The sequence below is a fragment of the Kribbella sp. NPDC056861 genome, assembly GCF_040687575.1.
In the GTDB taxonomy this organism is placed as follows: Bacteria; Actinomycetota; Actinomycetes; order Propionibacteriales; family Kribbellaceae; genus Kribbella.
On sequence record NZ_JBFBNQ010000001.1, the window covers coordinates 516,000 to 542,290 of the forward strand.

26 protein-coding genes are annotated in these 26,291 nt (G+C 68.6%); 13 read left to right on the forward strand and 13 right to left on the reverse strand.

The window, feature by feature from the left end; translation table 11 throughout:
• The first annotated feature begins 69 nt into the window (after positions 1-69).
• Positions 70-1,305 (forward strand): MFS transporter, encoded by a 1,236-nt coding sequence (locus AB0P21_RS02280; protein ID WP_363693150.1) that lies wholly within the window; start codon positions 70-72, stop codon positions 1,303-1,305.
• On the opposite strand, the gene AB0P21_RS02285 is transcribed toward AB0P21_RS02280, so the two are convergent.
• Genes AB0P21_RS02285 through AB0P21_RS02305 form a run of 5 tightly spaced genes read right to left on the reverse strand, consistent with a single transcriptional unit; the run spans position 1,295 to position 5,310 of the window.
• Positions 1,295-2,026, reverse strand: a complete 732-nt coding sequence (locus tag AB0P21_RS02285) for an MBL fold metallo-hydrolase (RefSeq protein ID WP_363693152.1) — start codon at positions 2,024-2,026, stop codon at positions 1,295-1,297. The genes AB0P21_RS02280 and AB0P21_RS02285 overlap by 11 nt on opposite strands.
• Complete coding sequence (locus tag AB0P21_RS02290; protein ID WP_363693154.1) at positions 2,023-2,415, reverse strand: YccF domain-containing protein; 393 nt, start codon at positions 2,413-2,415, stop codon at positions 2,023-2,025. Before AB0P21_RS02290 ends, AB0P21_RS02285 begins: the two co-directional genes overlap by 4 nt.
• On the reverse strand, positions 2,412-3,275 hold the full coding sequence (locus tag AB0P21_RS02295) for an alpha/beta fold hydrolase (RefSeq protein ID WP_363693156.1): 864 nt from the start codon (positions 3,273-3,275) through the stop codon (positions 2,412-2,414). Before AB0P21_RS02295 ends, AB0P21_RS02290 begins: the two co-directional genes overlap by 4 nt.
• Complete coding sequence (locus AB0P21_RS02300; protein WP_363693157.1) at positions 3,275-4,429, reverse strand: saccharopine dehydrogenase NADP-binding domain-containing protein; 1,155 nt, start codon at positions 4,427-4,429, stop codon at positions 3,275-3,277. The genes AB0P21_RS02295 and AB0P21_RS02300 overlap by 1 nt, the downstream gene beginning before the upstream one ends.
• Entirely contained in the window at positions 4,426-5,310 is an 885-nt protein-coding gene (locus AB0P21_RS02305) for an SDR family oxidoreductase (protein WP_363693159.1), read from the reverse strand. Before AB0P21_RS02305 ends, AB0P21_RS02300 begins: the two co-directional genes overlap by 4 nt.
• Before the next feature lie 73 nt (positions 5,311-5,383).
• Between AB0P21_RS02305 and AB0P21_RS02310 the strand changes: the two genes are divergently transcribed.
• On the forward strand, positions 5,384-5,974 hold the full coding sequence (locus AB0P21_RS02310) for a TetR/AcrR family transcriptional regulator (RefSeq protein WP_363693160.1): 591 nt from the start codon (positions 5,384-5,386) through the stop codon (positions 5,972-5,974).
• Here AB0P21_RS02310 and AB0P21_RS02315 read toward each other — a convergent pair.
• Positions 5,964-6,392 carry a MarR family transcriptional regulator gene (locus AB0P21_RS02315; protein WP_363693162.1) on the reverse strand — a complete coding sequence of 143 codons (429 nt, stop codon included), beginning with the start codon at positions 6,390-6,392 and terminating at the stop codon, positions 5,964-5,966. The two genes, AB0P21_RS02310 and AB0P21_RS02315, sit on opposite strands and share 11 nt — an antisense overlap.
• Before the next feature lie 57 nt (positions 6,393-6,449).
• On the opposite strand from AB0P21_RS02315, the gene AB0P21_RS02320 reads away from it, so the two are divergent.
• From AB0P21_RS02320 to AB0P21_RS02335, 4 genes are all read left to right on the forward strand, one after another.
• Complete coding sequence (locus AB0P21_RS02320; protein ID WP_363693164.1) at positions 6,450-6,917, forward strand: DUF2269 family protein; 468 nt, start codon at positions 6,450-6,452, stop codon at positions 6,915-6,917.
• 22 nt (positions 6,918-6,939) lie between these two features.
• Entirely contained in the window at positions 6,940-7,743 is an 804-nt protein-coding gene (xth, locus tag AB0P21_RS02325) for an exodeoxyribonuclease III (protein ID WP_363693166.1), read from the forward strand.
• A 24-nt stretch (positions 7,744-7,767) separates the two neighbouring features.
• Positions 7,768-9,840 carry a S9 family peptidase gene (locus tag AB0P21_RS02330; RefSeq protein WP_363693168.1) on the forward strand — a complete coding sequence of 691 codons (2,073 nt, stop codon included), beginning with the start codon at positions 7,768-7,770 and terminating at the stop codon, positions 9,838-9,840.
• Positions 9,841-10,198: 358 nt separating this feature from the next.
• On the forward strand, positions 10,199-11,158 hold the full coding sequence (locus tag AB0P21_RS02335; RefSeq protein WP_363693170.1) for a sigma-70 family RNA polymerase sigma factor: 960 nt from the start codon (positions 10,199-10,201) through the stop codon (positions 11,156-11,158).
• 79 nt (positions 11,159-11,237) lie between these two features.
• Here the strand turns inward: AB0P21_RS02335 and AB0P21_RS02340 are convergent, their stop codons facing one another.
• On the reverse strand, positions 11,238-11,960 hold the full coding sequence (locus tag AB0P21_RS02340) for an HAD family hydrolase (protein ID WP_363693172.1): 723 nt from the start codon (positions 11,958-11,960) through the stop codon (positions 11,238-11,240).
• A gap of 54 nt (positions 11,961-12,014) precedes the next feature.
• Positions 12,015-13,406 carry a CPBP family glutamic-type intramembrane protease gene (locus AB0P21_RS02345; RefSeq protein ID WP_363693174.1) on the reverse strand — a complete coding sequence of 464 codons (1,392 nt, stop codon included), beginning with the start codon at positions 13,404-13,406 and terminating at the stop codon, positions 12,015-12,017.
• Between the two features lie 49 nt (positions 13,407-13,455).
• Between AB0P21_RS02345 and AB0P21_RS02350 the strand changes: the two genes are divergently transcribed.
• From AB0P21_RS02350 to AB0P21_RS02360, 3 genes are all read left to right on the forward strand, one after another.
• Entirely contained in the window at positions 13,456-14,775 is a 1,320-nt protein-coding gene (locus AB0P21_RS02350) for an MFS transporter (protein WP_363693175.1), read from the forward strand.
• Positions 14,772-16,178: an aminotransferase class V-fold PLP-dependent enzyme gene (locus AB0P21_RS02355; RefSeq protein WP_363693177.1), complete on the forward strand. Its 1,407-nt coding sequence runs from the start codon at positions 14,772-14,774 to the stop codon at positions 16,176-16,178. The genes AB0P21_RS02350 and AB0P21_RS02355 overlap by 4 nt, the downstream gene beginning before the upstream one ends.
• Positions 16,179-16,242: 64 nt before the next feature.
• Positions 16,243-17,211 (forward strand): Dyp-type peroxidase, encoded by a 969-nt coding sequence (locus AB0P21_RS02360; RefSeq protein WP_363693179.1) that lies wholly within the window; start codon positions 16,243-16,245, stop codon positions 17,209-17,211.
• A gap of 9 nt (positions 17,212-17,220) precedes the next feature.
• Here the strand turns inward: AB0P21_RS02360 and AB0P21_RS02365 are convergent, their stop codons facing one another.
• Positions 17,221-18,096: a hypothetical protein gene (locus tag AB0P21_RS02365; protein ID WP_363693181.1), complete on the reverse strand. Its 876-nt coding sequence runs from the start codon at positions 18,094-18,096 to the stop codon at positions 17,221-17,223.
• Between the two features lie 267 nt (positions 18,097-18,363).
• Between AB0P21_RS02365 and AB0P21_RS02370 the strand changes: the two genes are divergently transcribed.
• The 3 genes from AB0P21_RS02370 to AB0P21_RS02380 are packed head-to-tail and all read left to right on the forward strand — an operon-like array spanning position 18,364 to position 21,487.
• Complete coding sequence (locus AB0P21_RS02370; protein ID WP_363693183.1) at positions 18,364-19,911, forward strand: ATP-dependent DNA ligase; 1,548 nt, start codon at positions 18,364-18,366, stop codon at positions 19,909-19,911.
• Positions 19,901-20,584 (forward strand): class I SAM-dependent methyltransferase, encoded by a 684-nt coding sequence (locus tag AB0P21_RS02375; RefSeq protein ID WP_363693185.1) that lies wholly within the window; start codon positions 19,901-19,903, stop codon positions 20,582-20,584. The genes AB0P21_RS02370 and AB0P21_RS02375 overlap by 11 nt, the downstream gene beginning before the upstream one ends.
• A 33-nt stretch (positions 20,585-20,617) precedes the next feature.
• Entirely contained in the window at positions 20,618-21,487 is an 870-nt protein-coding gene (locus tag AB0P21_RS02380) for a helix-turn-helix transcriptional regulator (protein WP_363693188.1), read from the forward strand.
• Between the two features lie 26 nt (positions 21,488-21,513).
• Here the strand turns inward: AB0P21_RS02380 and AB0P21_RS02385 are convergent, their stop codons facing one another.
• On the reverse strand, positions 21,514-22,275 hold the full coding sequence (locus tag AB0P21_RS02385; RefSeq protein ID WP_363693190.1) for a methyltransferase domain-containing protein: 762 nt from the start codon (positions 22,273-22,275) through the stop codon (positions 21,514-21,516).
• A 250-nt stretch (positions 22,276-22,525) separates the two neighbouring features.
• Between AB0P21_RS02385 and AB0P21_RS02390 the strand changes: the two genes are divergently transcribed.
• Positions 22,526-23,062 (forward strand): hypothetical protein, encoded by a 537-nt coding sequence (locus AB0P21_RS02390; RefSeq protein ID WP_363693192.1) that lies wholly within the window; start codon positions 22,526-22,528, stop codon positions 23,060-23,062.
• A gap of 68 nt (positions 23,063-23,130) precedes the next feature.
• Here the strand turns inward: AB0P21_RS02390 and AB0P21_RS02395 are convergent, their stop codons facing one another.
• From AB0P21_RS02395 to AB0P21_RS02405, 3 genes are all read right to left on the reverse strand, one after another.
• Positions 23,131-23,928, reverse strand: a complete 798-nt coding sequence (locus AB0P21_RS02395) for a hypothetical protein (RefSeq protein WP_363693194.1) — start codon at positions 23,926-23,928, stop codon at positions 23,131-23,133.
• A gap of 196 nt (positions 23,929-24,124) precedes the next feature.
• Positions 24,125-25,216 (reverse strand): crosslink repair DNA glycosylase YcaQ family protein, encoded by a 1,092-nt coding sequence (locus tag AB0P21_RS02400; protein WP_363693196.1) that lies wholly within the window; start codon positions 25,214-25,216, stop codon positions 24,125-24,127.
• Complete coding sequence (locus tag AB0P21_RS02405; RefSeq protein WP_363693198.1) at positions 25,217-26,113, reverse strand: hypothetical protein; 897 nt, start codon at positions 26,111-26,113, stop codon at positions 25,217-25,219. It abuts the gene before it with no gap.
• Between the last annotated feature and the right edge of the window lie 178 nt (positions 26,114-26,291).

Here is a 26,291-nt window from a genome sequence, read left to right on the forward strand (position 1 = left end):
ACGGCAGCTCGGCGCTCGCGGGAGCACAGCGGCAGGGGCCTTGGCCGGAGCACGCTCTAGGGTTCGGGGATGAGCCGCCGGTACCCGTTGCTGCAGTATCCGGGCTACGTCCGGTTCTGGTCCGCGGACGCGATCTCGGTGGCCGGCTCGTCGTTCACGATGCTCGCCATCCCGTTCATCGCCGAGAAGACGCTCGACGTGAGCACGACCGAACTAGGCGTACTCCGCGGCGCAGGTTGGTTGCCCTACCTGCTGTTCGGCCTGCTGGCCGGCGTCTTCGTAGACCGGCACCGCCGCCAACCGATCCTGGTCGGCGCCGACTTCACCCGAGCAGGCATCCTCGCGGTGATCCCGATCGCCGCCGCTCTGGATGCTCTCACGCTGCCGGTCCTGCTCGGCGTCGTCTTCGCCTTCGGCGCGGTCTCCATGCTGTACGACGCCGCCCACCAGTCGTTCCCGCCCGCTCTGGTGCCCAAGCCGCTGCTGACCGCTGCCTGGGCGCGGCTGGAGCAGTCCAACGCCGTCGCCGGCACCGGCGGTCCCCCACTGGCAGGCGGCGTGATCACCCTGCTCGGGGCCCCGATCGCGATGCTGATCGACGCGGTCTCGTACCTCGTCTCCGGCATCCTCCTGGCCGGTGTCCGCCCGCTCCATCCCGAAGTTGCCCTCGGCAAGAATGAGCCACGGAACCTGCGCCGGGAGATCCGCGAGGGACTTGCCTGGGTCTACCACCACGAGGCGTTCCGCCCGTTCGCGCTGAGCTCGCACCTGTGGATGTTCGCCCAAGGCATGCTCACGACACTAATGCTGGCCCTGCTGCTGGACGAGATGGACCTGAGCGGCCTCAAGGTGGGCATCATCTTCGCCGCCGCCGGGATCGGCGCGGTCTTCGGCTCGACCGGATCGGAATCGTTCGGCCGCCGGTTCGGCGTCGGCCCGGCCATCCTCGCCTGCCGCTGGCTGTCCCCGATCACCTACGCCACCGTCCCCCTGGCCGGCGACTCGACCAGCGGTCTCGTGCTGCTCTGCGCTGGTCAGTTCGTGTTCGGCATCTCCCTCGGCCTCGACGGACCGATCGAGATGGGCTACCGCCAGTCCGCCACCCCGCCCGAGTTGCTGGGTCGGCTGAACGCCACCCTGCGCTCACTGAACCGCGGCATGATCGTCATCGGCGCCCCGCTCGGCGGCTTCCTCGGCGACCGCATCGGCCTGCGTCCGGCCCTGTGGATCGGCGTCGGCGTGATGGTCGCCCAGGCCGTCGGCCTGCAACTGTCCCGCTTCCGCCACGCCCGAATCACAGACTGAGCACCAGGCCCTCCTCAGCAGCGACCACCTCGCCCCTAAACACCTGCTGCGCCTCGGCTACGGAGACGGTTCGATCCGATCCCGGCCAGAAGTGCGTCAGCAACAGCTTCCTGGCCCCGACCGCTGCGGTCGCCGCTTCAGTCGCCGTCATCACATAGCGAGGTGTTGTCTGCGGCGACGGACCCTGCAGCGTCGCGTCGCAGATGAACAGGTCCGCACCAGCGGCCAGCGCGGCGGCCTCCGGACCCGGGCCGCTGTCGCCTGTGTAGGCGATGGTCAGGTCAGGCGCGTTCAACCGGACGCCGAGGTTCAGCACGTGATGCGGCATCACAGCGGTCTCCAGGCGAAACGGTCCCACCGCGGTCGACTCCCCCAGGTCCCGGACGTCGAACACGGTCGCCGGATCGGGATTCGGTTCCAGCGTTCGGAGTACGGCGACAACACCCGGTGGGCAGTAGAGCGGGATCGGCGCGGCTTCGGGGGCCAGGTAGTAGCGAACGCGGGCCAGCGCGCTCACATCGACGCAGTGGTCGGGATGCTGGTGCGTCACGATCACCGCGTCGACCGCGGCCTTGGGGCAGTGCCGCAGCAGTTCCGGCAGGGCCGCGTAGCCGAGGTCGAGCACGAGCTTGAATCCGTCGTACTCGAGCAGGAAACCCGCGCACGCGCGGCCCGGTTCGGGCCACGCGCCGCAGGAACCCAGAACGGTCAGGGACCTCAACGGACGGCGAAGGCGGCGTCGCTGGGGACGATGTCCTTGCCGAGGGGAAGCAGTGAGATCGGGATCAGCTTGAAGTTCGCCAGGCCGAGCGGGATGCCGATGATCGTCAGGCAGAGCGCGATCCCGGTGACCATGTGGCCGAGCGCCAGCCACCAGCCGGCGAAGATCACCCAGATCACGTTGCCGAGCACCGAGCCGGCACCCGCGCCGCGCTTGTCGACGATGGTCCGGCCGAACGGCCAGAGCGCGTAGCCGGCGATCCGGAACGACGCGATCCCGAACGGGATGGTGACGATCAGGATGCAGCAGATCAGCCCGGCCAGAACGTAGCCGACGGCCAGCCAGAAACCGGCGAGCACCAGCCAGATCAGGTTCAGAAGCGTTCTCATGCCCTCCAGCCTGCCACCCGGCGGGTGTGCTCGAGGGTCAAACGGGTCACCAGTCCGGGATCATTCCGGGGCAACCAGTGGCCACCCCTGACCACCTGCACGCTGAGATTCGGGGCCCACCGGGACACATCGGTCTGCAGCGGCGTCGTGACGAAGGCATCCCTGTCCGGCGAAACAGCCAGCACCGGTACGCCGGTACGCCGCTCCTGCGGACGCAACAACCGCGGCACGACATTCGCGCGGTACAGGTTCAGCCCATTGACGTAGTCACCCAGAGAGCGCTCCCCGCTGTCCGCGCTCGCCCCGCCCGCGCTGCTCTCCAACCGCCCGAACACCTTGTGCGCCCAGCCCTTCCGCCAGCCGAGCTCCGGCAACCACGGAAGGTGGAAGTAGAAGACGTACCAGGAATGAGCCAGCTGCTTCAGCCCCGCCCACGACAGCCCGCGACGCCGCAGGAAGTAGCCGGCATGGTCGAGGGACGGCCCGGAGATCGACACGAACGACGCGATCCGGCCCACCAGCCGCTCGCTGGTGACGAAGTGCCATGACTGGATTGAGCCCCAGTCGTGTGCGAGCAACTGGACCGGCTGGTCAGGCGCGACTGCGTCGATCACCGCCGTGAAGTCCTCCTCCAACCGCTCCAGCCGGTACGCCGACCGCTGCCGCGGCTGGTCCGACTCCCCCGCGCCGCGCACGTCATACGTGACGACGCGAAAGTGTTCCGCCAGCCGGGTCGCGACGCCGTCCCAGAGCCCGGCGTTGTCCGGGTAGCCGTGCACGCAGACCAGCACGGGCGCGGCCGGATCGCCGTACTCGTGGACAGCGATCCTCGTGCCGTCCGCGCTGGTCACGCGTCGCATCAGTAGTCCTCGACCAGCAACGTCTCGAAACCGATGCCTGCGGCAACCAATCGCCGGCGCAGCGCGGGTCCCATCGCGACCGCCGTGGTGACCTGACCAGAGGTCTCGGGCAGGCTGTCGAAGGCCAGCGAGAGCGCGCACTCGGCCAGCATCTTGGAGGTTTCGCCGTAGCCGGGATCGCCGCCGGACACCTCGGTGACGACCCGCTTACCACCGCCCTCGCCGATGAAACGGACCTTGAACCAGGACTTGGCCCGCCGCTCCTCGCTCGGTCCGTCACCGGCCTTGAACCTGCTCAGCAACGCGTCCCGCGCAGGCGGAATCTGCGCGGCGACCGCCAGCAGCCCGAAGCCCGCGATCCCACCGGCGACCACCGGCAACTGCTTCACAGCCACGTAGTGCGAGTACCGAAAATCTGGCCCGTACTCCGGCAGCAGCGCCGCCGAGTTCGCGACGATCTGCGGGTCTACCGTCGGCAATGGCACCGCCCAGAAACCCTGGCTGCGATGGATCTTCCCGGCGGCAGCCTTCACCGAACGACCCTCGAGTCGCGGCTGCGCCTTGCGGCGAGCGCGGTGAGCCTCGATGCCTTTCTTGCCGCGCGACAGCACCGTGACCACTGTGCTCAGCGTGCCGGAGGACGGCTTCGCGCCCGCCCGGATCAGGCCGTCCACCTTGATCGGCACGTTCTTCGGCAACTGCTCGACGGTGAACTGCACCCCGAGGTCGTACGGGATCGAGTCGAAGCCGCAGCAGTGGATGATCCGCGCACCGGTCTCGGCCGCCTTCGCGTGGTACGCGACGTACATCCGGTCGACGAACTCCTGCTCACCGGTCAGGTCGAGATAGTCGGTGCCCGCCTCGGCGCAGGCGGCCACCAGCGGCTCGCCGTACCGGAGGTAGGGGCCGACGGTGGTGATGACGATCCGGGTGGCCTCGGCCACCGCCTTCAGCGAGGCGGGGTCCTCGACATCGGCGATCAGCAGGTCGACGTCCACGCCGAGCTTGGCGCGGACCGCCTCCAGCTTGGCGCGGTTGCGGCCGGCCAGCGCCCAGGTGAGCTCGGCCGGCGCGTTCTTCGCCAGGTACTCCGCGGTGAGCGCGCCGGTGAAACCCGTCGCGCCGAACACAACTACGTCGTACTGACGGCTCATCGCTTGGCAGCCTTCTCGGCGTCGGCGCGACCGCCGGCACCGGAGGCGCGTGAGGACGCGGCCGCGCCGCGGGCCTCGATATCGGCCAGCGCGGCCCGATCCGCCTTCGGCACGTTGAAGCGCGCACCGAGCTCGATCACGTGCGGGATCAGCGACCGGAAGATCTTCAGCACGCCGATCCAACCGGGCACGTGGACGACGCGAGAGCGCTTCCTGATGCCCTGGGTGAACTTGTCGACCGCGAACTCGAGCGGGTAGGTCTTGCCGACCAGCGGGATGCCGGTGCGGACCTTCCCGAACACCGGGTGCTCGTCGACGCCGCGGACCATGTCGGTGTCGACGAAGGTCATGTGCGCGACGCCGACGGTCACGCCGAGGTGCCGCAGCTCGGCGCGCAGGCTGTTGCCCATCGCCTCGACGCCGGCCTTGGCGACGTTGTACGACGCGAGCCCGGGGATGTGCACGACAGCGGCCAGCGACGACACGAGCAGCAGATAACCCTTGCTCGCGATCAGGTGCGGCAGCGTCAGGTGCACGGTCCGCCAGACGCCGTACAGGTCGACGTCGAGAACGCGCTCCCAGACATCAGGGTCCATGCTGCGGGTGAAGCCGGGCGCCGCGATCCCGGCGTTGGCCATCACGACATCGATCCGGCCGTAGCGCTCGGCGATCGCCTCCACCGCGGTCCGCAGCGACTCGGTGTCGGTGACGTCGGCCTCCCACCAGCCGGCGTCCGGGCCGCAGTCCTCGGCGACCTTCTTCAGCTCGTCGGGTTCGAGACCGACCAGGGCCAGGGTGTCCCCCTCGCCCGCCAGCCGGCGGGCGACGGCGGCGCCGATCCCGCGGGACGCGCCGGTGATGAGTACGACCTTGCCAGCCATCGTGGACCTCCGACTGTTGAGTGGATACTCAACAGTAAGTGCTTGTTGACCGATTACTCAATACACTGGCCCCGTGAGCCACACCTCGTCCGCCCGGCTGCAGCCCGAGGAGCGCCGGACCCAGATCCTCGACGCCGCGCGCCGGGTGCTCGAAGCCGACCCGCATCGCGAGCTGAGCGTGGAGGTCGTCGCCGCCGAGGCGGGCGTCTCCCCCGCTCTGCTGTTCCACTACTTCGGCTCGAAGAAGAAGTTCCAATACGCCGTGATCGAAGCGGCCGCCGCCGAGGTGATGCTGCGGACCGCTCCCGATCTCTCCCTGCCGCCTGCCGAGCAGCTGCGCAGCGGGATCCGGGCCTTCGTCCGGGCGGTGCTCGAAGCGCCCCAGCTGTACCGGGCGACCTTGCTGATGTCGGCGGCCGGCGATCCCGCAGTACGGGCTCTGCATTCGGAGCTGCGGCAGGTGTTCAGTCAGTGGGTGATCAGCGCCGTCGCGCAGCGAGGCATCACGGTCACGCCGGCCGTTGAGCTGGCCTGCCACGGCTGGCAGGGCTACGTCGAGCAGATCCTGCTCACCTGGATCGATAACCCGACCGTGCCACCAGCCGATCTCGAGCACCTCTGCGAGAGATCTCTCGACGCGATCCTCGCCACCGCTACTGCTTGAGCGCCATCAGGGCCTGCAGCGCGAACCCGGCCAGCAGCTCGCGATTTTCGTTGCCAATGGCATCCAATAGCCGACGGTCGGCATTGCGGAGTACTGCGCGACCGCGCTCCAGCAGGACCTGACCGGCCTCGGTCACCTGGAGATCGGCGGTCCGGCCACGACCGGGCTCGGTCAGCCGCTCGACCGCGCCGAGCTCCTGCAACTGCCGCAGCGTCGCCTGCATGCTCTGCGCGGTGATGCCGTCGCGTCGCGCCAGTTCGCTGTACGACAGCCCGGGGTGGTGCGCCAGGTGCCCGAGCGCGGAGAAGTGCCGCATCGACAACCCCAGCTCACGCAGGTCGGCCTCGGCCTGCTCGCGGAGCCGCCGGCCGAGCATCATCAGCAGCAGCGCGGGACTGGGGGCCGGCGGAGTAGTCACCTGGACATCATGGCAGGTTGAGTTACAGTCTGACTGAAACTCATCTTGAGGAGAACGATGAACAAGCTCTTGCTCAGCCTGCACGTGCTGGCCGCGATCATCTTCATCGGCCCGGTGACGGTCGCGGCGAGCATGTTTCCGCCCGTGGCGCGACGCGAACTGGCCGCCGACCAACCGCAGACCGCCGTACTGCGTGTGCTGCACCGGATCAGCAACGTCTACGCGATCGGCGGCATCGCCGTGCCGGTGTTCGGGATCGCCGTCGGGGCCGGGCTCGGTGTGCTCGGCGAGGTCTGGTTGGTGGTGTCGATGGCGCTGACCGCGTTGGCGGCCGGAGTACTGGTACTGGCTGTGCTGCCGGTTCAGGCCGAGGTACTGGCTGTTGCTGGGCAGGATCACGAGACGCGGGCTGCGCTGATCCCGCGGGCTCGGCGGCTGTCGATGACGACCGGAATCTTCGGGCTGCTGTGGGCGACAGTCACAGTCCTGATGATCATCCGGCCCGGCTCGACGACCGGGGTCTGACTCCGGGCGCTAAGGTTCCGGGGTGCTGAAGGTTGCGACAGTGAATGTGAACGGGATCAGGGCGGCGTACCGGCGAGGGATGGCCGGATGGCTGGAGGAGACCGATCCGGACCTGTTGCTGCTGCAGGAAGTTCGCGCCACCGACGAGATACTCCGCGACCATCTCGGCGCCGACTGGCAGATCGCGCACGCGGAGCCGGTGTCCGAAGGGCACAAGGGCCGTGCCGGAGTCGCCGTGGCGAGCCGGCGGCCGATCAAGCAGGAGAACGTCGAGATCGGGCCGGAACGGTTCAGCGGCAGCGGCCGTTGGGTCGAGGCGGACGTCGTACTCGAGGATGGCTCGACGCTGACCGCGATCTCCACCTACGTGTTCACCGGCGAGTTCGAGACGCCGCCGCGGCAGGCCGAGAAGTACGCCTTCCTGGACGCCTTCACCGACCGCCTGACCGCACTGCGCGCCGACGGCCGGCACGTCCTGGTCTGCGGCGACCTGAACATCGCGCACCGCGAGGTCGACCTGAAGGCGTGGAAGGCGAACCGGAAGAAGAGCGGCTTCCTGCCCGAGGAACGGGCCTGGATGGATCGCTTGTTCGAGGCCGGCTGGGTCGACCTCGGCCGGCGCTTCGGCGGCGAGGGACCCGGGCCGTACTCCTGGTGGTCGTGGCGCGGAAAAGCCTTCGACAACGACGCCGGCTGGCGGATCGACTACCAGATCGCCTCCCCCGAACTGGCCGACGCCGCGACCTCCTGCGTGATCCATCGGGCCCCGACGTACGCCGAACGCTGGAGCGACCACGCGCCGGTCGTCGCGACGTACGAGATCTGACGCGCTGCGAGGTAGTCTCCGGGCATGTCCGAGTTGAAGCCGCCAGTTGCCGCCCGTAAGCCGATCGAACGCACTCACCACGGAGACGTTTTCGTCGACGACTACGAGTGGCTGCGGGACAAGACCAACGACGAGGTGCTCGACTACCTGCGGGCCGAGAACAGCTACACCGAGGCCCGCACCGAGCACCTGGAATCGTTGCGCGAGGCAATCTTCTCGGAGATCTCCGACCGGACTCTGCAGACCGATCTCAGTGTGCCGGCCCGGCGCGGCGGCTACTGGTACTACTCCCGCACCATCGAAGGCCAGCAGTACGCGATCAGCTGCCGGGTGAAGGTGACCGGCGACGAGCCGCCGGCGACCGACGGTGAGATCGCCGGCGAGGAGATCCTGCTGGACGGCAACGAGCTGGCCGGCGATTCGGAGTTCTTCTCGCTCGGCACGGTCGACGTCTCCCCCGACGGCCGGCTGCTCGCGTACTCCGTCGACCTGCTCGGCGACGAGCGGTTCACGATGTCGATCAAGGACCTGGACAGCGGCGAGCTGCTGCCGGACCAGCTGCCCGGCGTGCACTACGGCTCGGCCTGGTCCGCCGACGGCTCGACCATCTTCTACTCGAAGGTCGACGACGCCTGGCGGCCGTTCCAGGTCTGGCGGCACACCCTCGGCCAGACCGAGGACGTGCTGGTGATGGAGGAGCCGGACGAGCGGTTCTGGATCGGCGCCGACCTGAGCCGCAACGAGCAGGCCATCCAGATCTCCATCGGCAGCAAGCTGACCAGCGAGGCCTGGCTGCTGGACGCCAACGACCCGACCGGCGAGCCGGTGCTGGTCAAGCCCCGGCAGGAGGGCGTCGAGTACGACGTCGAGCACGCCGGCGACCAGCTGCTGATCGTGCACAACGCCGACGCGTCCAACTTCTCGCTCGCGACCGCGCCGCTGGACGCCCCCGGCGACTGGACCACGCTGCTGGAGGGCGACGAGTCGAGCCGGCTGCTCGGGGTCGACGCGTTCGCCGAGCACGTCATCCTGTACCGCCGCCGCGACGCGCTGACCGAGCTGGCGATCATGCGGCGTACCGGCGACACCTTCGCGGCGCCGGAGGCACTGACCTTCGACGAGCCGATCTACACGGTGTCCCCGAGCCGCAACGAGGAGTGGCACGACACCCGGTACCGGTTCGGCTACACGTCGCTGGTGACGCCTGGCACGACGTACGACGTGGATGTGGTGACGGGTGAGCGCCGCAAGCTGAAGCAGCAGCCTGTGCTCGGTGGCGTCGACCTGAGCGCCTATACGCAGTACAGGGAATGGGCGACCGCCTCCGACGGCACCAAGGTGCCGATCTCGCTGGTGGCCCGCAAGGACGTCGCCAAGGACGGGAACGCGCCGGTCGTGCTGTACGGCTACGGCTCGTACGAGAGCTCGATGGACCCGTGGTTCTCGATCCCGCGGCTGTCGCTGCTGGACCGCGGCGTGGTGTTCGCGATCGCGCACGTGCGCGGCGGCGGCGAGCTCGGCCGGCACTGGTACGACGACGGCAAGATGCTGGCCAAGCGGAACACCTTCACCGACTTCATCGCGACCGCCGAGCACCTGGTCACCGACGGCTGGTCGCGGCCGGACCGGATCGTCGCGCAGGGCGGCAGCGCCGGCGGCCTGCTGATGGGCGCGGTCGCCAACCTGGCCCCGCAGGCCTTCGGCGGCATCGTCGCCGAGGTGCCGTTCGTGGACGCGCTGACGACCATCCTCGACCCGTCGCTGCCGCTGACCGTGATCGAGTGGGAGGAGTGGGGCAACCCGCTCGAGGACCCGGCGGTCTACGAGTACATGAAGTCCTACGCGCCGTACGAGAACGTGTCGGCACAGCAGTACCCGCGGATCCTGGCGATCACCAGCCTGAACGACACCCGGGTGTTCTTCGTCGAGCCGGCCAAGTGGGTCGCGAAGCTCCGGGCGACCGCCAGTGGCGACGTCAACGTGCTGCTGAAGACCGAGATGGACGCCGGCCACGGCGGCCGCAGCGGCCGGTACGACGCCTGGCGCGAGGTGGCCTTCACGCTGGCCTGGGAGCTCGACACCCTCGGCCTGGCCTGAGAGTCAGGGAAGTCCGCGGGGACTTTCGGCGTTGCAGAACTACGAGAGCAACTGAATGTGTGTGTCCTCTGACACATCGGGCAGCCCCGAATCGCTGATTCAACAGCTATTCGGGGCCGTTCGAAAAGAAACCTGAGAAGTGACCGAACGGCCTCAAAGCCCACAGATCAAGCCGATTGCGCGCAACCGGTGTGTGAGTCGGGTTCAGCCGGGGCACTGAGCGTGCATCAGGCGGCGGTTCCGGCCCCATGCGGGTGCCGGGAAATCTCAGGGAACGTTCAGGCTGTTTACACACTCATCGTGGAATCTTGAACCTCACTCGAGCGTTGCTCTCCATGTAACGACGAAGGGAGTTTCGGTGGCTCGCATGGCTCGTGTCCGGTCAATGGACGAAGGTATCGACGGTAAGGACAGCGTCGGTCTCTACCTGGAAGAGATCGCTCGCACTCCTTTGCTGACGGCGGAAGAAGAAGTCGAGCTCGCTGAAACGGTCGAGGCAGGTCTCCTGGCGGAGCAACTGCTGGCCGAGGGGCGAACTGGACGGAAGAAGGGCGGAGCGCCCAAATATGCGACGGCGGAGGAGCTCGAGTGGCTGGCCGAAGAGGGCCAGCGCGCGCAGCAGCGGTTCGTCACCGCGAACCTGCGCCTGGTGGTCTCGATCGCCCGCCGCTACGGACGGTCCCAGATGCCGCTCCTGGACCTGGTCCAGGAAGGCAACACGGGCCTGATCCGCGCGGTGGAGAAGTTCGACTACCGCAAGGGATTCAAGTTCTCGACGTACGCGACCTGGTGGGTGCGGCAGGCCATCACCCGCGGTATCGCGCAGCAGGCCCGAGTGGTCCGGCTGCCGGTGCACGTGGTGGAGCAGCTGAACCAGATCGGGTCCGCCCGGCGGACGCTGGAGCGCAAGCTCGGGCGTGAGCCGGAGATCGCCGAGATCGCCGAGGAGCTGGGCCTGGAGCCGGAGCGGGTGACCGACCTGATCCGGATCGGCCGGGACCACATCAGCCTGGACAACCCGATCGACGACGAGGGCGAGACCTCGCTGGGCGACCTGATCGCGGCCGAGACCGCGCCGGGCCCCGACCAGCTGGTCGCCGACGCGTCGGACCGCTCGGGCCTGTTCAGCCTGGTCGACCAGCTCGACCCGCGGTCGGCGGACGTGATCCGTCGCCGCTACGGACTGCATGACGGCCGGCAGGCCAAGCTCGCCGACATCGGCGCCGTGCACGGCATCTCCGCCGAGCGCGTCCGCCAGATCGAGCGCGAAGCGCTGGGACGTCTCCGCCTGATGGCGGACCCGACCCTCGCTGCCTGACCGCCACCACCAGCTCCCCCCAGAGAACCCCCGAGGCCGTGATCCGGCCGCGGGGGTTCTTCGCGTCCCAGGGTCCTGGTCAGCTCTTGGTGTTCCAGGAGTCGATCAGTGCGACCAGGTCGGACAGTTCGTGCACGGTGGCGTCGGGGACGCCCTCGGTGTGGCCGATCTGGTTGGCCGGGATCGCGCTGTGCGGAATGTGCGCCGCCCGCATCCCGACGTTCTGAGCGCCCCAGACGTCGTCGAAGAGCCGGTCGCCGACGAACAGACAGCTGGCCGGCTCAGTCACGCCCACGGCCTTCATCGCCGCCAGGAAGGCCTCCGGGTGCGGCTTCGTCCACGGCACCTCGCTGGTGTAGACAGCGCCGTCGAACAGGTCGAGCACCTCGTCGCGAGCGAAGATCTCCTCGTGCCGCCGGCGCGACCAGATGGTGTTCGACAGCACCCCGAGCTTCAGTCCGCGAGCCTTCAGGGCCTTCAGGGTCTCGATGGCGTCCGGCGCCAGCTCGGTGTGCGGGTGCCACTGCAGCTCGTACTCCGCGTGCGCGGCCGGGGTCAGCTCCACCTCGGCGAGCAGACAGACTTCCTCCAGCGTGCTGCTGCGGTGCTCGTCCCGCGAGCGCAGCCAGACGGAGTTCTCGGCGGCCAGCAGCCGGGTGGCCAGCTCGTCGGCGCGCTCCTCGTCGACCAGGCTCGCCACCGACCGCCAGACGGCGTACAGGTCGATGTCGTGCCAGGTCGCCAGCGTGCCGCCCCAGTCGAACAGGACGGCCTCGATCGGTTCACTCTTCACGTTCGTCACGGCGGACACCTTGCCAGAGGTCGCCGACAGAACTCGCCCGAATTTCGGCCCGGCTCAGCTGACTCGCGCGATCTGCTGCCGCTTGGCCAGCCAGAGCACGGCGTACGCGTACAAGGCGATGCACGGGACGTCGAGCACGAACACCGGCCACGGGGCGCCGCCTTGGTCCGACCAGCCGTCCAGCTGGCCGAGCGCCGCCGGGACCATGAACGCGACGATGTTGTTGACCGAGTGCAGCGCGATCCCGGTCTCCAGTCCCCCGGTCCGGATCGTCAGCCAGCCCACGGTCATCGCGAACAGGAAGATGTCGGCCATCGCCCAGCCGGTGTACCCGTGGCCGAACACGAACGCCACGCTGCTCACCACGAGCGCCGGCCAGGGGGTGCGGAAGAGTCGCTTCAGGTTCTGCACGAAGGGTTTGCCGTCGGTGTTGTCCGGACCCCACGAGCCGATCGCCTGGACCAGCCAGCCGCGGAACAGGAACTCCTCGGCCGCCGACTGGAACGGGACCAGGAAGAGGATCACCAGCGCCGGTACGACGAAGCGCGCCCAGCCGACGAAGGAGCCGTCATCCGAGGGGTCGGTGCCCTCTGCTGTGCCCGGGAAGAGCTCTTCGAAGGCGGCGCCCAGACCGAAGTTGAGCGCCATGTAGCCGAGCGCCGGCAGGCAGCACAGCAGCATCCAGCGCCAGCGGATCTTCTGTAGCACCGACGCGACGCTGAGCGCCGGCCGACGCTGGATCCACCACGCGGTGAACAGCACCACCGGGGTGAGGGCGCCGAGCATCACCAGATTGACCGCGATGTCCTCGGTCGGGTTGTCGAACAGTGCGTCCACCGAGGCCGGCTCGGCGAAGTCGCCGGTGATCATCGCGTGCACGATCTCCCACCCGATCACCACCGCGATCGTGGCGGCGATCGCGCCGAACGCGAGCACCAGGGTGCCGACGATCGGGCGCCACCATTTGTGCACGCGGGTGCGGGCGAGGCGGTGGTACGGCGTACCGGGTGGTGGTGGGACGGCGCGGGGTTGTTTGGCCGCGTAGTGGTGTGGATGGACGCCGTACGGCGAGGGCGCGTAGGGCGGCGGGCCGGGGTAGGGCTGTCCTACTGGTGGGCCGTACTGCGGTTGGCCTCCGTACTGCGGCGCTCCTGCGTAGGGTGCTGGCCCCGGGAGCTGCCCGTACGGCGAAGGCCCCGGCGGCAGGTGCGGCGCTCCTGCAGGCGCACCGCCGTACGGCGGCTGGCTCGGCGGCCGCCCCGGCGCTTGCCAACCACCAACCCACCCCGCTGGCTCCCCCGGGGCTGGGCTCCCGACCTGCCCCACTGCCCACTGCTCCCCCTGGCCTCCACCTGACGTGGCTGGCGGCTGCGGGTTGCCTTCGGCCGGCGGCTGCTGCCGATCGCCGTCAGCGGAGCCCTGCGGTGTCTGGTTGTCGGGAGCCATAGGACGACTCTATGAGAACCGTGGGTGCGTGGGGTGGCATGCTTCGGGGATGAGTGGCGTGGGGGTTCGCGTTCGGGTCGGTTACTCGCTGGGGTCCGTCGCGACCGGCTCCTTCGGGACGGTGCCAGGTTTGCTCCTGCTTCCGTACCTCACCGACACCCTCGGGATCGCCGCAGCGGCCGCCGGCGCGATCGTCTTGTTGCCGAAGGCACTCGACGTGGTGCTCAACCCGATCGCGGGACGGATCTCCGATCGGCATCAGTCCACCCGAGGTCCGCGCCGGCCGTTCCTGCTCGGTGGCGGGCTGGCGCTCGCGGTCTGCTTCGCGCTGCTGTTCGCGGCGCCGGACCTCGACAGCCAGGCCTTCGACGCCGCCTGGGTGCTGGTCGCCTTCGTCGGCTGCGCGACGGCGTACGCGTTCTTCCAGGTCCCGTACGTCGCGATGCCCGCCGAGATCACCGACGATCCCACCGACCGCACCCGGATGATGACCTGGCGCGTCGCCGTGCTGACCATCGCGATCCTGATCAGCGGCGGCAGCGCACCCGCCATCCGGGACGCGCTCGGCGGCCGCGACGGCTACCGCGCGATGGGTCTGACCGTCGCCCTCCTGCTCGTCATCGGCACCCTCGGCGCGTACTACGGCACCCGCAGCGCCCCGATCGGCCAACCTCGCGAGACCACCGGCACTCTCCGCGAGCAGCTCCGCGTGGTCGCCCAGGACGCCAACTTCCGCCGCCTCCTCACCACCCTGGTCCTGCAGGCGCTGGCGCTCGGCTCGCTGCTGGCCGGCATCGACTATTTGGCCCGCTACGTACTGCGAAACCCCGCAGCCGCCTCGATCGGCTTCGTCTGCGTGGTCGGCCCCGCGCTGCTGGTCAGCCCGCTTTGGCTTGCCATAGGCAACAAACTGGGCAAGAAGACCGGCTTCCTGATCGCCTCCGCAGTGCTCGGCGTCGGCGTCCTCTCGCTCTCCACCGCGCAGCACGTGCCGAGCTGGTGCGTGTACCTGGCCATCGCGGTCGTCGGCGTCGGGTTCACCGGCGTACAGGTCTTTCCGCTCGCCATGCTTCCCGATGTCGCGGCGGTGGACGCGGCGCGCAGCGGCATTCGCCGGGCCGGCGTCTTCACCGGCATCTGGACGGCCGGCGAGACCCTCGGCCTGGCTCTCGGGCCCGGCCTGTACGCGTTGGTGCTCGCGGCCGGCGGTTACGTCTCCTCGACCAACCGCGACGCGATCCAGCCGGACTCGGCGCTGACCGCGATCGTGCTCGGACTGTCCGTGGTACCTGCTTTGCTGATTGCCGTCAGCTTCATCTCGCTACGGCGTTACCGGCTGACCGCCGACGAGGTTCTGGAGGCCCGATGAGTGACGTACTGGCCCGGCTGCGCGCTTTGCAGCAAGGCGATCTGCCGACCCACGGCGGCCGGACGCTCGCCTATGTCTACGACTCCGGCCTGGCCGAGGCCGACGAGATCGGCCGCCAGGCGCTCGCGCAGTACGGCGCGACGAACGGTCTCGACCCGACCGCGTTCCCCAGCCTGCGCACCTTGGAGAACGAGCTGGTCGCCTGGGCCGCTCGCTTGCTGCAAGGCGACGGCGCGGTCGGCACCGTCACGTCGGGTGGCACCGAGTCGATCCTGCTGGCCGTGCAGACCGCGCGCGATGCCTCGCCCGGCGTCGACCGGCCGAGCATGGTGCTGCCGTCCACAGCACATGCCGCGTTCCACAAGGCGGCTCACTACTTCGGCGTCCGCGCGGTCTTGGTCGACGTCGACGCCAAGACCTATGAAGCTGATCCAGTTGCGATGGCGGCAGCTTGCGACGACACGACGGTGCTGGTGGTCGCCAGCGCTCCGTCGTACGCGCATGGTGTGGTCGATCCGATCCCGGAGATCGCCCAGCTGGCGAGCGACCGTGGGATCCGGTGTCACGTCGATGCGTGCATCGGCGGCTGGGTTCTGCCCTATCTGCGGGCCGATGGCGTCGACGTCGCGCCGTTCGACTTCGCAGTACCGGGGGTGACGAGTATTTCGGTCGACCTGCACAAGTACGCGTACACCCCGAAGGGCGCGTCGATCCTGCTGCACCGGACACCCGGGCTGCGCCGACCGCAGTACTTCGCCCATGCCGACTGGCCGGGCTACACAATGCTCAACTCGACCACCCAGTCGACCAAGTCGGGCGCTCCGGTGGCCGCCGCGTGGGCTGTTGTCCAGCACATCGGCGACGAGGGCTACCAACGGCTCGCCCGTACGTCGTACGACGCGACGCTGCGGCTCGCCGAGGCAGCGGCAGCCGTTGACGGCTTGACCGTGCTCGCCCGCCCGGCGACGACTCTGCTCGCGCTGCGCAGCGACGACCGGGCCGACGTCTTCACGATCGCTGACGAGATGACAGCCCTTGGCTGGTTCGTGCAGCCGCAGCTCAGCTTCCGCGACCAACCTGCTTCGCTGCACCTCTCGATGAGCGCCGCGACGGCAGCCGGGCTCGACGAGCTGATCGCGGCCCTGCACCAAGCGGTCGCTGCCGCGCAGACCGCCGGGCCGGTGCAGGTCGCGCCGGAGCTCGCCGAGGCGGCCAAGGCGCTGGACCCGGCGCTTCTCGACGACGCCGCGTTCGACGGCCTGCTGGAGATCGCTGGGCTGGGGACGGGCGAGACTCTGCCGGACCGGATGGCGCCGGTGAACGCGCTGCTCGACGTCGCTCCCCCGCGGCTGCGCGAGGCGCTCCTGATCGCTTTCCTCGATCGGCTGATGCGACCCGCCTGAGGGCCGGCAGCACCGTTTATTGCATGCTTGGCAAGCCTTTGAGACGACCTGGAGGAGAACCTCGATGGTGACTGATCCGACCGCTGGACCGACCGCGTCGACCCGTGCCCTGCCGCAGTCCGTGCTGACGCCGCTGACGGGTTCGGCGATCTTCCTGGTGGTCCGGATCGAGCCAGGCGGCGAGGAGAAGGCCCGCGACCTGCTGGAGCGCGTCACCGGGCTGACCCGCGCGGTCGGCTTTCGGGTTCCGGCGGGCAGCCTGTCCTGCGTCACCAGCATCGGCTCGGACGCGTGGGACCGGTTGTTCAGCGGTCCACGTCCGGCCGCGCTGCACCCGTTCATCGAGCTGCAAGGCGCCAAGCACAAGGCGATCTCGACGCCCGGTGACCTGCTGTTCCACATCCGGGCCGGCCAGCTGGACATGTGTTTCGAGCTGGCCCGGCAGATCATGAAGGAGCTCGACGGCGCTGCGACCGTGATCGACGAGGTCCACGGCTTCAAGTACTTCGAGATGCGCGACCTCCTCGGATTCGTCGACGGCACCGAGAACCCGACCGGCGACGAGGCCGACGAGGCCGTCCTGGTCGGCGCGGAGGACCCGGACTTCGCCGGCGGCAGCTACGTGATCGTGCAGAAGTACCTGCACGACATGAAGGCGTGGAACGCGCTCACCGTCGAGCAGCAGGAGCTGGTGATCGGCCGGACGAAGCTCGAGGACATCGAGCTGCACGACGACGTGAAGCCGGCCAACTCGCACATCGCTCTCAACGTGATCGAGGACGAGGACGGCAACGAGCAGCAGATCCTGCGCGACAACATGCCGTTCGGCACCATCGGCAGCCAGGAGTTCGGCACCTACTTCATCGGCTACGCCAAGGATCCCGGCGTCACCGAGCTGATGCTGCGCCGGATGTTCCACGGTGAGCCCGAGGGCAACTACGACCGCATCCTCGACTTCTCCACCGCGGTCACCGGCACCCTCTTCCACACGCCGACGGCAGATTTCCTGGACGACCTGCCGCCGGCACCCTGACAACGGACCTCAGCCGTCGCCGCGGAAGATCTCCATATCCGGAATCGTTCCCCAGCGGAACCACGCCGGCTTCGCGAAGCTGCCGGGGATCTTGCCCCGGCTCTCGATCGCCGTCTTCGCGCCGTTGGCGTGACCGATCGCGTACAGATAGGCCGAGTCGGTGTCGCTGTCGATCGCAACCACCACCTCACCCAGGCTGCACGACTGCGCGACGAGCGTCTCGAATCCCTGCCAGGTCCCTGACCGGACCATCGTGAGCACCGGCTTCAGCGCTGCCGTGGTGGGGATCCGGATCGTGTACAGCGCACCGCCGCGGGTGTTCGCGAGGAAGGTGTCGAAGGAGTAGTTCTTGCTGATCAGCGCGATCGACTTCAGCGAGGCGTAGCCGGGGACCGCACCGGCCTTCTGCCAGGCGCCGGACGGGCTGATGGTCCAGCGGTGCAGCGTTCCGTCGTTGTGCACCGCGTAGACGCTGCGCCGGAAGGGAACGGTCGTGTTCGGCGACTGCCACTGCACCTGCTCGAGGATCTTGAAGCCGTCCCAGCCGCTCCCGACCCGCTTCCGCTTCTGCGGCGGTACTGCGGCGCCGCTGGTGTCGGTCGCGTACGCGGTCTCGTACATCACGCCTTGCTGGACCGCGAGGCCTTCCGCGTAGCCGTCATTGGCGACACCTGGCTCGTAGGTGAAGTAGCTCTGCAGCGCGGGCAGACCGCCGACCGGATAGACGCCAGTGGTCGTCCTCTGCTCGGTCACCGTGATCGGTGTCGTCGCCCTGATCTCCTGCAGCACGTGGCCACCCGCCGGAGTCACGGACCCGAGATTCACGGTGCAGGCGAGGGCAGCTGCGGTCGACCCCTCCGCGACCGTCCCTGCTGCCCTCGCCACCCCGGGCGTAAGTCCTGCTGTCAACAGCGTCAGCCCCAGTACCACGGAGGCACCTCGTACTCGTCCCTGTCCGCCAGCCACCATCTCGTCCCTTTCGCCGATCGGTACCGGTCTAGACCTACGCCCGATAGTCAAGCCTGGCTAGGGAGTCAGATGCCGACGGCACGGGAAAAGTTATCCCCCTGATGCCGAGCCTTGATCTCCCCGGATCCCCCCGGCTCCCGTCGGTTGCCGGAAACTGTCGGTGTGGTGGGCGAGACTGGATCCATGTTGCTCGCAGATGTGGTCGCCACCTCGACGTCGCTGAGTCAGACCAGGTCACGCCGGGCCAAGGCCGACCTGATCGCGACCCTGCTGACCACCGCGACCGAGGCGGTCGAGACCGAGATCGTGGTCACCTACCTGTCCGGCGAGCTGCGTCAACGGCGTACCGGGGTGGGCTGGCGGACGCTGGCCGACGCGGCGGCGCCGGCCGACTCGTCGTCGTTGACGATCGAAGAGGTCGATCAGGCGTTCGCCGAGCTGTCCGAGTTCGCCGGCGCCGGGTCGCAGGCCAAGCGGCGGGAGGCGGTGGACGCGCTGTTCGGCCGGGCCACCGAGGACGAGCAGCGGTTCCTGCGGCTGCTGGTCAGCGGTGAGCTGCGGCAGGGCGCGCTGGACGGGGTGATGGCCGACGCCGTGGGCAAGGCGACGGGGATCCCGTTGGAGAAGATTCGCGCGGCGACCATGCTGCGTGGGGCGGCCGCGCCGGTCGCGGTGGCCGTGCTGACCGAGGGTGAGGCCGGGCTCGACCAGTTCGGGCTCGAGGTCGGGCGTGGCGTGCAACCGATGCTGGCCCAATCGGCGACGAGCATCGCGGAGGCGCTCACCAAGACCGGGACGCCGGCCGCGATCGAGTGGAAGCTCGACGGGATCCGGATCCAGGTGCATCGCGACGGCGACCAGGTCGTCGTCTACACAAGAACTCTGGACGACATCACCAGTCGCGTGCCCGAGGTGGTCAGCGCGGTCCTCGCGTTGAAGGCCAACAAAATCGTGCTCGACGGCGAGCTGATCGCACTCCGTCCGGACGGTCGCCCGGAGGCGTTCCAGGTCACCGGTTCCCGTACTGCGACACGCGCCGCGACCGGTCCCGAGACGGTCCCGCTGACGCCGTACTTCTTCGACATCCTGCATCTCGACGGGCACGACCTGCTCGGGCTCGACTCGACCGAGCGGCACGAGTGGTTGAGCACGGTGGTGCCTGAGGAGAGCCGGATCCCGCGGTTCGTGACCGAGGACGCCGAGGCGGGTGAGGCGTTCTTCACGGATGCGGTGAAGCGCGGCCACGAGGGCGTGATGGTCAAGTCGCTGTCGGTGCCGTACGAGGCCGGCCGGCGCGGTTCGGGGTGGGTGAAGGTGAAGCAGACCCACACGCTCGACCTGATCGTGCTCGCGGCCGAGTGGGGCCACGGCCGGCGGACGGGGTGGCTGTCGAACCTGCACCTCGGCGCGCGCGACGAGGAGACCGGCGAGTTCGTGATGCTGGGCAAGACCTTCAAGGGGCTGACCGACGAGTTGCTGCGCTGGCAGACGGAGAAGTTCCAGCAGCTCGAGGTCAGCCGGGACGACTACACGGTCTATCTGCGGCCGGAGGTGGTGGTCGAGATCGCGTTCGACGGCGTACAGACCTCTACGCGGTATCCGGGCGGGATGGCGTTGCGATTCGCGCGGGTGCTGCGGTACCGCGAGGACAAGACCCCGTCCCAGGTCGACACTGTGCAGGCTGTCCGCGCGATCCACGAACCGACAGAAGGACCGAACGATGACGACTGACCCCGTCGACCCCGACCTCGCCTCCCGCCGCCTGGCCCGCGAATCACTCGGCCAGGACGACCCCACCGGCTGGTTCGAACGCCTGTACTCCGCCGCGTCCGAGGGCACCGCGGTCGTCCCTTGGGATCGCGGCACGGCGCACCCGCTGCTGACCGACTGGGTCGACACCGCACAACCGTCAGGCGACGGCCGCAAGGCGCTCGTCGTCGGCGCGGGCACCGGCTGGGACGCCGAACTGATCGCCGACCTGGGCTACGACACCACGGCCTTCGACATCTCCCCGACCGCGATCGAGACCGCCCAGCAGAACCACCCGGACTCGAAGGCCACCTACCAGGTAGCCGACCTGCTCAACCCACCCTCCGAGTGGCACCACGCCTTTGACCTGGTGATTGAGATCTTCACCGTGCAAGCCCTCCCGATCCCGCTCCAACCCGAAGCGACCAGCCACGTCTCCGACTTCGTCCGCCCCGGCGGCACCCTCCTGGTGATCGCCTCCGCCCGCGACGACGAAACCCCCGACGACGCGATCGACGGCCCACCCTGGCCGCTCACCCGAGCCGCCGTCGACGCCTTCACCGCCCCGGACCTGAAGCTGATCCAGCTCGACCGCTCCCCCAGCCCCAACTCCGCCACCACCCACCGCTGGCGAGCCGAGTACCTCCGCGACTAGAACATATGTTCGATAATACGTTACTGTGGAGGTATGGCTGGGCGGAGTGAGGCGGGGCCCACCGCGTTGCGAATCATGTTGGGCGCGCATCTGCGGCGGTTGCGGGAGCGGGCCGGGGTGACCCGGTCCGATGCCGGATGGGCGATTCGCTCCTCGGAGTCGAAGATCAGCCGGATGGAGCTCGGCCGGGTCGGCTTCAAGGAGCGCGACGTCGAAGACCTGCTCACTCTGTACTCGGTTTCCGACGCCGCCGAGCGGGAGCGGCTGCTGCAGCTGGCCCGCGATGCGAACAACCGCGGCTGGTGGTACCGGTATCACGACGTCACCCCGCACTGGTTCGACGACTACCTCGGGCTCGAGGCCGCCGCGGAGCTGATCCGCACCTACGAGACCCAGTTCGTGCCGGGGCTGCTGCAGACGCCGGAGTACACGCGAGCCGTGGCCGGACTCACCTCCGGCACCGAGCGGACGACGGAGGAGCTCGACCGGATCGTGGCGTTGCGTACGACTCGGCAGGCCGTGCTGTATCGCGATCCACCGCTGCGACTCTGGGCAGTCGTCGAGGAGTCCGTACTACGCCGGCCGATCGGCGGCCCTCAAGTGCTGCGTGAGCAACTCGCCGCGCTGCTCGAGGCGATCCAGCAGCCGAATGTCACCCTCCAGATCATCCCGCTGAGTGCCACCGGTCACGCCGCGACCGCCGGCGCGTTCAGCGTGCTGCGCTTCCCGCAGGCGGATCTCCCCGATGTGGTCTACCTGGAGCACCTGACCAGCGCGCTGTACCTCGACAAGCGCGACGAGCTGGACGCCTACACGCACGTCCTCGACAACCTCACCGTCGCCGCTCCGCCGCCGCAAGAGGCCGAGGAGCAACTCACCACGATCCTCGAGCAGCTCGACTAGATTCCTGCTGCGCCGCTGTCCGTTCCTCAAGGTCTGCGAGCGACAGCATGGATCAGCTGGGTAGACACCTGCCCGGTGCTGAGTAAAACGCCGACTCGCCGACTCTGCTCTTCGGCCTCCAGGTACCCGTCATCGCGACCGTGCGCGGCCCCGATCACCTCATCCACCCGATCAGCACGCTCGCTCCACGACAGCGGGACCTCGACAGGTGCCGCGACCTGCTCGCGTACGTCGAATTCCGCCTTGTCCAGCAGGGCATCCAGCTCATCCTGCAACGGGAAGACGTTGCCCTCTGGCATCGGTTCCAGCGGTCCGGCCTGCTGCGCCACCAACACGAGCAGCCCAAGAGATCCACCAGGAGCCAGTACGCGATGCAGCTCCTGCAGCAAAGCAAGCTTGTCGTCCACGGTGCACAACACCCCCAGCGACCAGGCCACATCAACCGACCCGGTCTTCAGCGGGACCGCCAACCCATCAGCAGCCGCGACCGGCAAGCCGAACAGCCGAGCTGCAGCACGACAAGCCCCCGGCATCGGATCCACCAGCACAGCCTGTACGCCGTACCGTCGGCTCACCCACGCGGCCGGTCCACCGACACCCGCACCCAGGTCGAGCAGCAGATCTCCCGCACCGAGCCCGCATGCCTCCGCCAGCCAAGCCAACGAGGCCGGGCTCGCACTGCCGCGACAGCCGGCCGGAATCGCGTACTCCGGACCCAGTGTCTCCACCGCGTCGGCTGTCCATTCCGCGACTGAGTCGAACTCCTCGTGCATCGCCGTATCAGCCATCAAGCACCCTCCCAGACCTCAGTACCCCGGCCCCAAGCACGGAGGCTTGCCGAGAGTAAGTAAGTACCAGGGGTTGACACAGCGCGGTCAGGTGACAACTATTTGTCACGTCACCGCCCCTGACAAGGTTGTCATTCGCGCCTGCCAGCGCTTGACGGCCGTCCGCCCACGCCGGTAACTCACGAGCGGTCGACAGTTCCTGGCACCGGCCAGGTCCATTCCGTGTATGAGGACCGGAAGGACGATCACCATGAAATCGACCGTATCCCGTGTAGCAGTGTTGTTCGCGGCAGTGGCAGCAACAGTTCTCGGCGCCATCCCAGCGGCTTCCGCGGCACCCGCCCCGGACCAGCCGACCATGCAGCTGAGCGCCACCACCGCCGACCCTGAGGGCGTGCGTTTCGTGCCGGGCAAGGGTCAGGCCGTTCCGCCGAAGATCACCGGCTGGGACGTTCCGAACGCCCGCCAGTACTACCTCGAGGCCTCCTGCAACCAGTGGGCCGGCGAGATCCGCCAAGGTGCGGCCGCCTGGAACCAGTTGAGTGAAGGCGGCGGCACCCCGGTCGGCTGCCAGACCAGCTACATCACCGACTGCGGTGGCACCGGCGCGATCATCGGCTGCAACTACGGCGCCGGCGGCCGCATCACTTTGGTGCCGACGGCAACCGGTCAGGTCGCGTTGCTGGCGGCCCATGAGTTCGGCCATGACTGGTACGGCCACTCCGGCGACGGCTGCGCCAACTGGAACAGTCCCGCCGACGTGATGCGAACGACCATCTGCGGCTAGAGCCCGACAAGCCAGTGGCGTGCCGCCCCCCACGGGATCGGCACGCCACTGGTTCGGTTCCGGTCGGATCAGGTGCCGGCGAGCGGGTAGATCAGCGGCAGGATCTTGTAGTCGTCAGCATTCGGGACCAGCGAGATGTAGGTCCCGGAGTACAGGCAGCTCGAGGTCGACGTGTTGTGGTTCAGCGCCAGCGCGTGGCCGAGCTCGTGGCAGGCGACCGTGCGGTGCTCGTTGGCGGTCAAGGTGTAGCTGTCGTTGAGCTTGACCGAGACCGGGCCCTGAGTGTTCGGGGTCCAGCTCGTCTGGCCGTACCAGCCGGTGCTGCCGTAGGAGCCATTGGCAACGGTCACGCAGTGCACGCCGCTCGGGCAGGCCGTCCATCCGGACTTCCAGAACGAGTCGATGCCGGTGGCCCGGTTCCACTCGGTGACCGAGGCAACGACCGGCCAGGCCGACGAGGTGGAGTCCAGGAAGTAGACCTGCGGGTCCTTGTAGCTGCCGTAGTCCCACTGGTGGTCACACCACTGCCGAGCCGTTCCCTCGCTCAAGCAGGCCAGGGCTTTCGGCGCGGCGGGCTGACTGGACGGCGGCGCCTGTCCCTTGCTCAGTACTCCGGTGACGCCGCTGCTGCGGAGCTTCTCCCGCAACTGGTCCGGTGTGACGCCCTTGGCGGGGTCGTAGATCGTCACCGTCGTGTTGCCTGCCCGGTCCTTGCCGGTGACGTAAACCGTGTCGTGATCGGAGTCCGCGGCTGCGACGGTGGCCGCGGCTGGTTCTACTGGCTGGGCGTTACTGCTGGTGCTCAGTGCGACGGCGGCGAGCATGCCGGCGGCGCCGATGGCAGCAATACGTTTCGCTAGCCTCACGATGTCCCTCTCGATAGCGAAGTGCGGTTCCCCTGAGTGATCGAACCGCCACTTCACCGCAACATCGATGGCATTGTTTGGCTAGGTGTGAAACGTTTGATCATCACCGTTCAGGCGTGAACGGCATCCACGATCTGGGACGGTCGGTGAGACGGCCCGAACGAGAAGCCGTCTTCGGTGCCCAGCTCTCCCGAACTCAAAACAAGCGCTGAATTTCGGCCAGTCCGAGCCACTCGGCCAGGCTGTCCAATTCACCCTGAATGCCCTTGTGCACCGCACGGGTGAAAGGGACGTCCTCGTGCAGCGCGTTCACCCGCAGCACCGACGCCTTGCGATCGGCGAGCACGTCGGCCTTGCCCACCAACTGGTCGCCGTGCAGGATCGGCAGCGCGAAGTACCCCCAGCGGCGCGCGGCCACCGGCTTGTACATCTCCAGCGTGTACTCGAAGTCGAAGATCTCCTGCGCCCGGCCACGATTGTGGATCAGCCGGTCGAACGGTGACAGCAACGCAGTACGGCCGGCGAAGTCATCGGCCTCCAGCAAGGCCGGATCCACGCGCCACTCCCCCTTGGTGCCTTCGACCTCGGCGGGCTCGCCGGCCAGTCCGACGATCCAGGGCTCGACCGGCACCGCCGTGCCCTTGGCCCGCGCGATCCCCAACGACTGCAGGCGTCGCTCGTTCTGCCGCCGCGTCGCCTCCTCAACTGTCGGAACGACCACATCGGCCGGATAGACCCGCTCGGCCAGATCCCACTTCCGCTCCCGGCCGACCCGGCCGGCGATCGCCACCTCGCCGCGCGCCATCAGGCATTCGAGCATCTTGGTCACGTTGCGATCGTTGGTCCAGCCGGTCGACGCCCACGGTTCCACCGAGGTGTCCGGGATCTCGCGCGAGACCAGCGGCCCGCGCTCGCCGAGCAGCCGCAGGATGTCCTGATGCAAGCCGTCGTTCTTCCGCATCCACTCGCGGGCCCGCTCCCACGTCGGCTGCTCCTCCGAACCGGCCAGGTACAACCCGACGTCACTCGTCGGGCGGACCAGCGCGTTGTACTCGAAGAGCGTCCGATCCACCTCCAGCGCCTGCCGCAACTGCGCCGGCTCGTACGCCGCACCCAACCGACTCCACGCCACCAGATCCGCATTGGGAGCAACCGCTGCCGTCGGATCGACCTGCAGCAAGGTCAACCGCTCGACCACCGTCAGCAGGTCCGTCGGCCGATCAGCTGTCAGCAACTGCGCCCGTACTGCGATCCGCCGCGCCTGCTGCTTCGTCAGCCGGTGAACCATTCAGTCCCACTCCCAGTCGATACCCACCACGCCACGATCGGCCGACGGTACTACGAGGTGGACACGCCCGTCCGGCGTCATCATCAGCTCGCGGCGCAGGAAGTCCGCCCCGCCGGAGTTGTGCCGCCGGAACTCGCTCACCCGCACCGGCAACGCCTCCCTGGCGAACTGGATCTCCAGCACGTGATGGGCGCCGGCCCACTCGTGGAAGCGGTAGTAGTGCGTCGACGGCATCCCGTTGAGGTCGACGATCTCATAGTGCACGACCGCGGTGTCCCCGACCATCAGCGTTCGATCGAGCAGCAGTTCGCCGAGGACAGCGCTGGCGTCGTGATCGCGGGCCACCCGGCCGGTGCGGCAGCCGGCCAGGCCGCGAGGCACGATCCGCGCCGCGTCCGAACCCGGCTCGCCCTGGTGCACGACGATCTGGCGATCCACCTCCTTGACCGCGACCAAGGCCTGGATCACCCGCTTGGAGACCAGACTGTGGTCCGCGCCGATCACGATCTCCTCGACCACCGTGATGCTGCGCATCCGGCCGTGGGCGTCCCGGCGTACCTCGTCGAGCAGGCGGATCAGGGTCGCGGCGTTCTCGGCCACGGAGTACGGGCGGGTCGGCGCTTCGGGGGTCGGCGGGATCCGGACAGCGAGCCAGCCGGTCGGCAGGTCCAGCAACTCCTCGAGGGCCGTGACCACGGCCAGCGAGCCCGCGCGCGGATGCCGACTGCCGCCCTGCCAGGTGCTGAGCGTCGCGACACCGACATGCAGACCTTGATCGGCGAGCCGGGCCTGGATTCGGTTGAGGGCCAGCCCACGGTTCGCGATCGCGGCGCGGAGCGCATCGGCGAACGGCGCTTCCGGGCCGACATCCGGGACGTGGAACCGCGCTTCCGTCATCGTCCGCTCCCGTGCCGGGGCCAAGTCGGCGTTCAGTGTAAACGTTCACAACCCCGCCGAGCAGCTACCGGCTCACTGCTGTTCACCTCGTGTCGGTTGTTCACACCAGCGCGGAGAGGCCCGAATCACACCTTGTCCCGCCGTGCCCGAGTGATCACGATGAGTGCCCTCACCGCCC

Excerpts from the sequence above, each read along its gene's own strand:
- AB0P21_RS02280 (WP_363693150.1), top strand. The coding sequence starts at position 70 with ATGAGCCGCCGGTACCCGTTGCTGCAGTATCCGGGCTACGTCCGGTTC.
- AB0P21_RS02290 (WP_363693154.1), bottom strand. The coding sequence starts at position 2,415 with ATGAGAACGCTTCTGAACCTGATCTGGCTGGTGCTCGCCGGTTTCTGG.
- AB0P21_RS02295 (WP_363693156.1), bottom strand. The coding sequence starts at position 3,275 with ATGCGACGCGTGACCAGCGCGGACGGCACGAGGATCGCTGTCCACGAG.
- AB0P21_RS02300 (WP_363693157.1), bottom strand. The coding sequence starts at position 4,429 with ATGAGCCGTCAGTACGACGTAGTTGTGTTCGGCGCGACGGGTTTCACC.
- AB0P21_RS02305 (WP_363693159.1), bottom strand. The coding sequence starts at position 5,310 with ATGGCTGGCAAGGTCGTACTCATCACCGGCGCGTCCCGCGGGATCGGC.
- AB0P21_RS02320 (WP_363693164.1), top strand. The coding sequence starts at position 6,450 with ATGAACAAGCTCTTGCTCAGCCTGCACGTGCTGGCCGCGATCATCTTC.
- AB0P21_RS02330 (WP_363693168.1), top strand. The coding sequence starts at position 7,768 with ATGTCCGAGTTGAAGCCGCCAGTTGCCGCCCGTAAGCCGATCGAACGC.
- AB0P21_RS02345 (WP_363693174.1), bottom strand. The coding sequence starts at position 13,406 with ATGGCTCCCGACAACCAGACACCGCAGGGCTCCGCTGACGGCGATCGG.
- AB0P21_RS02350 (WP_363693175.1), top strand. The coding sequence starts at position 13,456 with ATGAGTGGCGTGGGGGTTCGCGTTCGGGTCGGTTACTCGCTGGGGTCC.
- AB0P21_RS02355 (WP_363693177.1), top strand. The coding sequence starts at position 14,772 with ATGAGTGACGTACTGGCCCGGCTGCGCGCTTTGCAGCAAGGCGATCTG.
- AB0P21_RS02360 (WP_363693179.1), top strand. The coding sequence starts at position 16,243 with ATGGTGACTGATCCGACCGCTGGACCGACCGCGTCGACCCGTGCCCTG.
- AB0P21_RS02370 (WP_363693183.1), top strand. The coding sequence starts at position 18,364 with ATGTTGCTCGCAGATGTGGTCGCCACCTCGACGTCGCTGAGTCAGACC.
- AB0P21_RS02375 (WP_363693185.1), top strand. The coding sequence starts at position 19,901 with ATGACGACTGACCCCGTCGACCCCGACCTCGCCTCCCGCCGCCTGGCC.
- AB0P21_RS02380 (WP_363693188.1), top strand. The coding sequence starts at position 20,618 with ATGGCTGGGCGGAGTGAGGCGGGGCCCACCGCGTTGCGAATCATGTTG.
- AB0P21_RS02385 (WP_363693190.1), bottom strand. The coding sequence starts at position 22,275 with ATGGCTGATACGGCGATGCACGAGGAGTTCGACTCAGTCGCGGAATGG.
- AB0P21_RS02390 (WP_363693192.1), top strand. The coding sequence starts at position 22,526 with ATGAAATCGACCGTATCCCGTGTAGCAGTGTTGTTCGCGGCAGTGGCA.
- AB0P21_RS02400 (WP_363693196.1), bottom strand. The coding sequence starts at position 25,216 with ATGGTTCACCGGCTGACGAAGCAGCAGGCGCGGCGGATCGCAGTACGG.
- AB0P21_RS02405 (WP_363693198.1), bottom strand. The coding sequence starts at position 26,113 with ATGACGGAAGCGCGGTTCCACGTCCCGGATGTCGGCCCGGAAGCGCCG.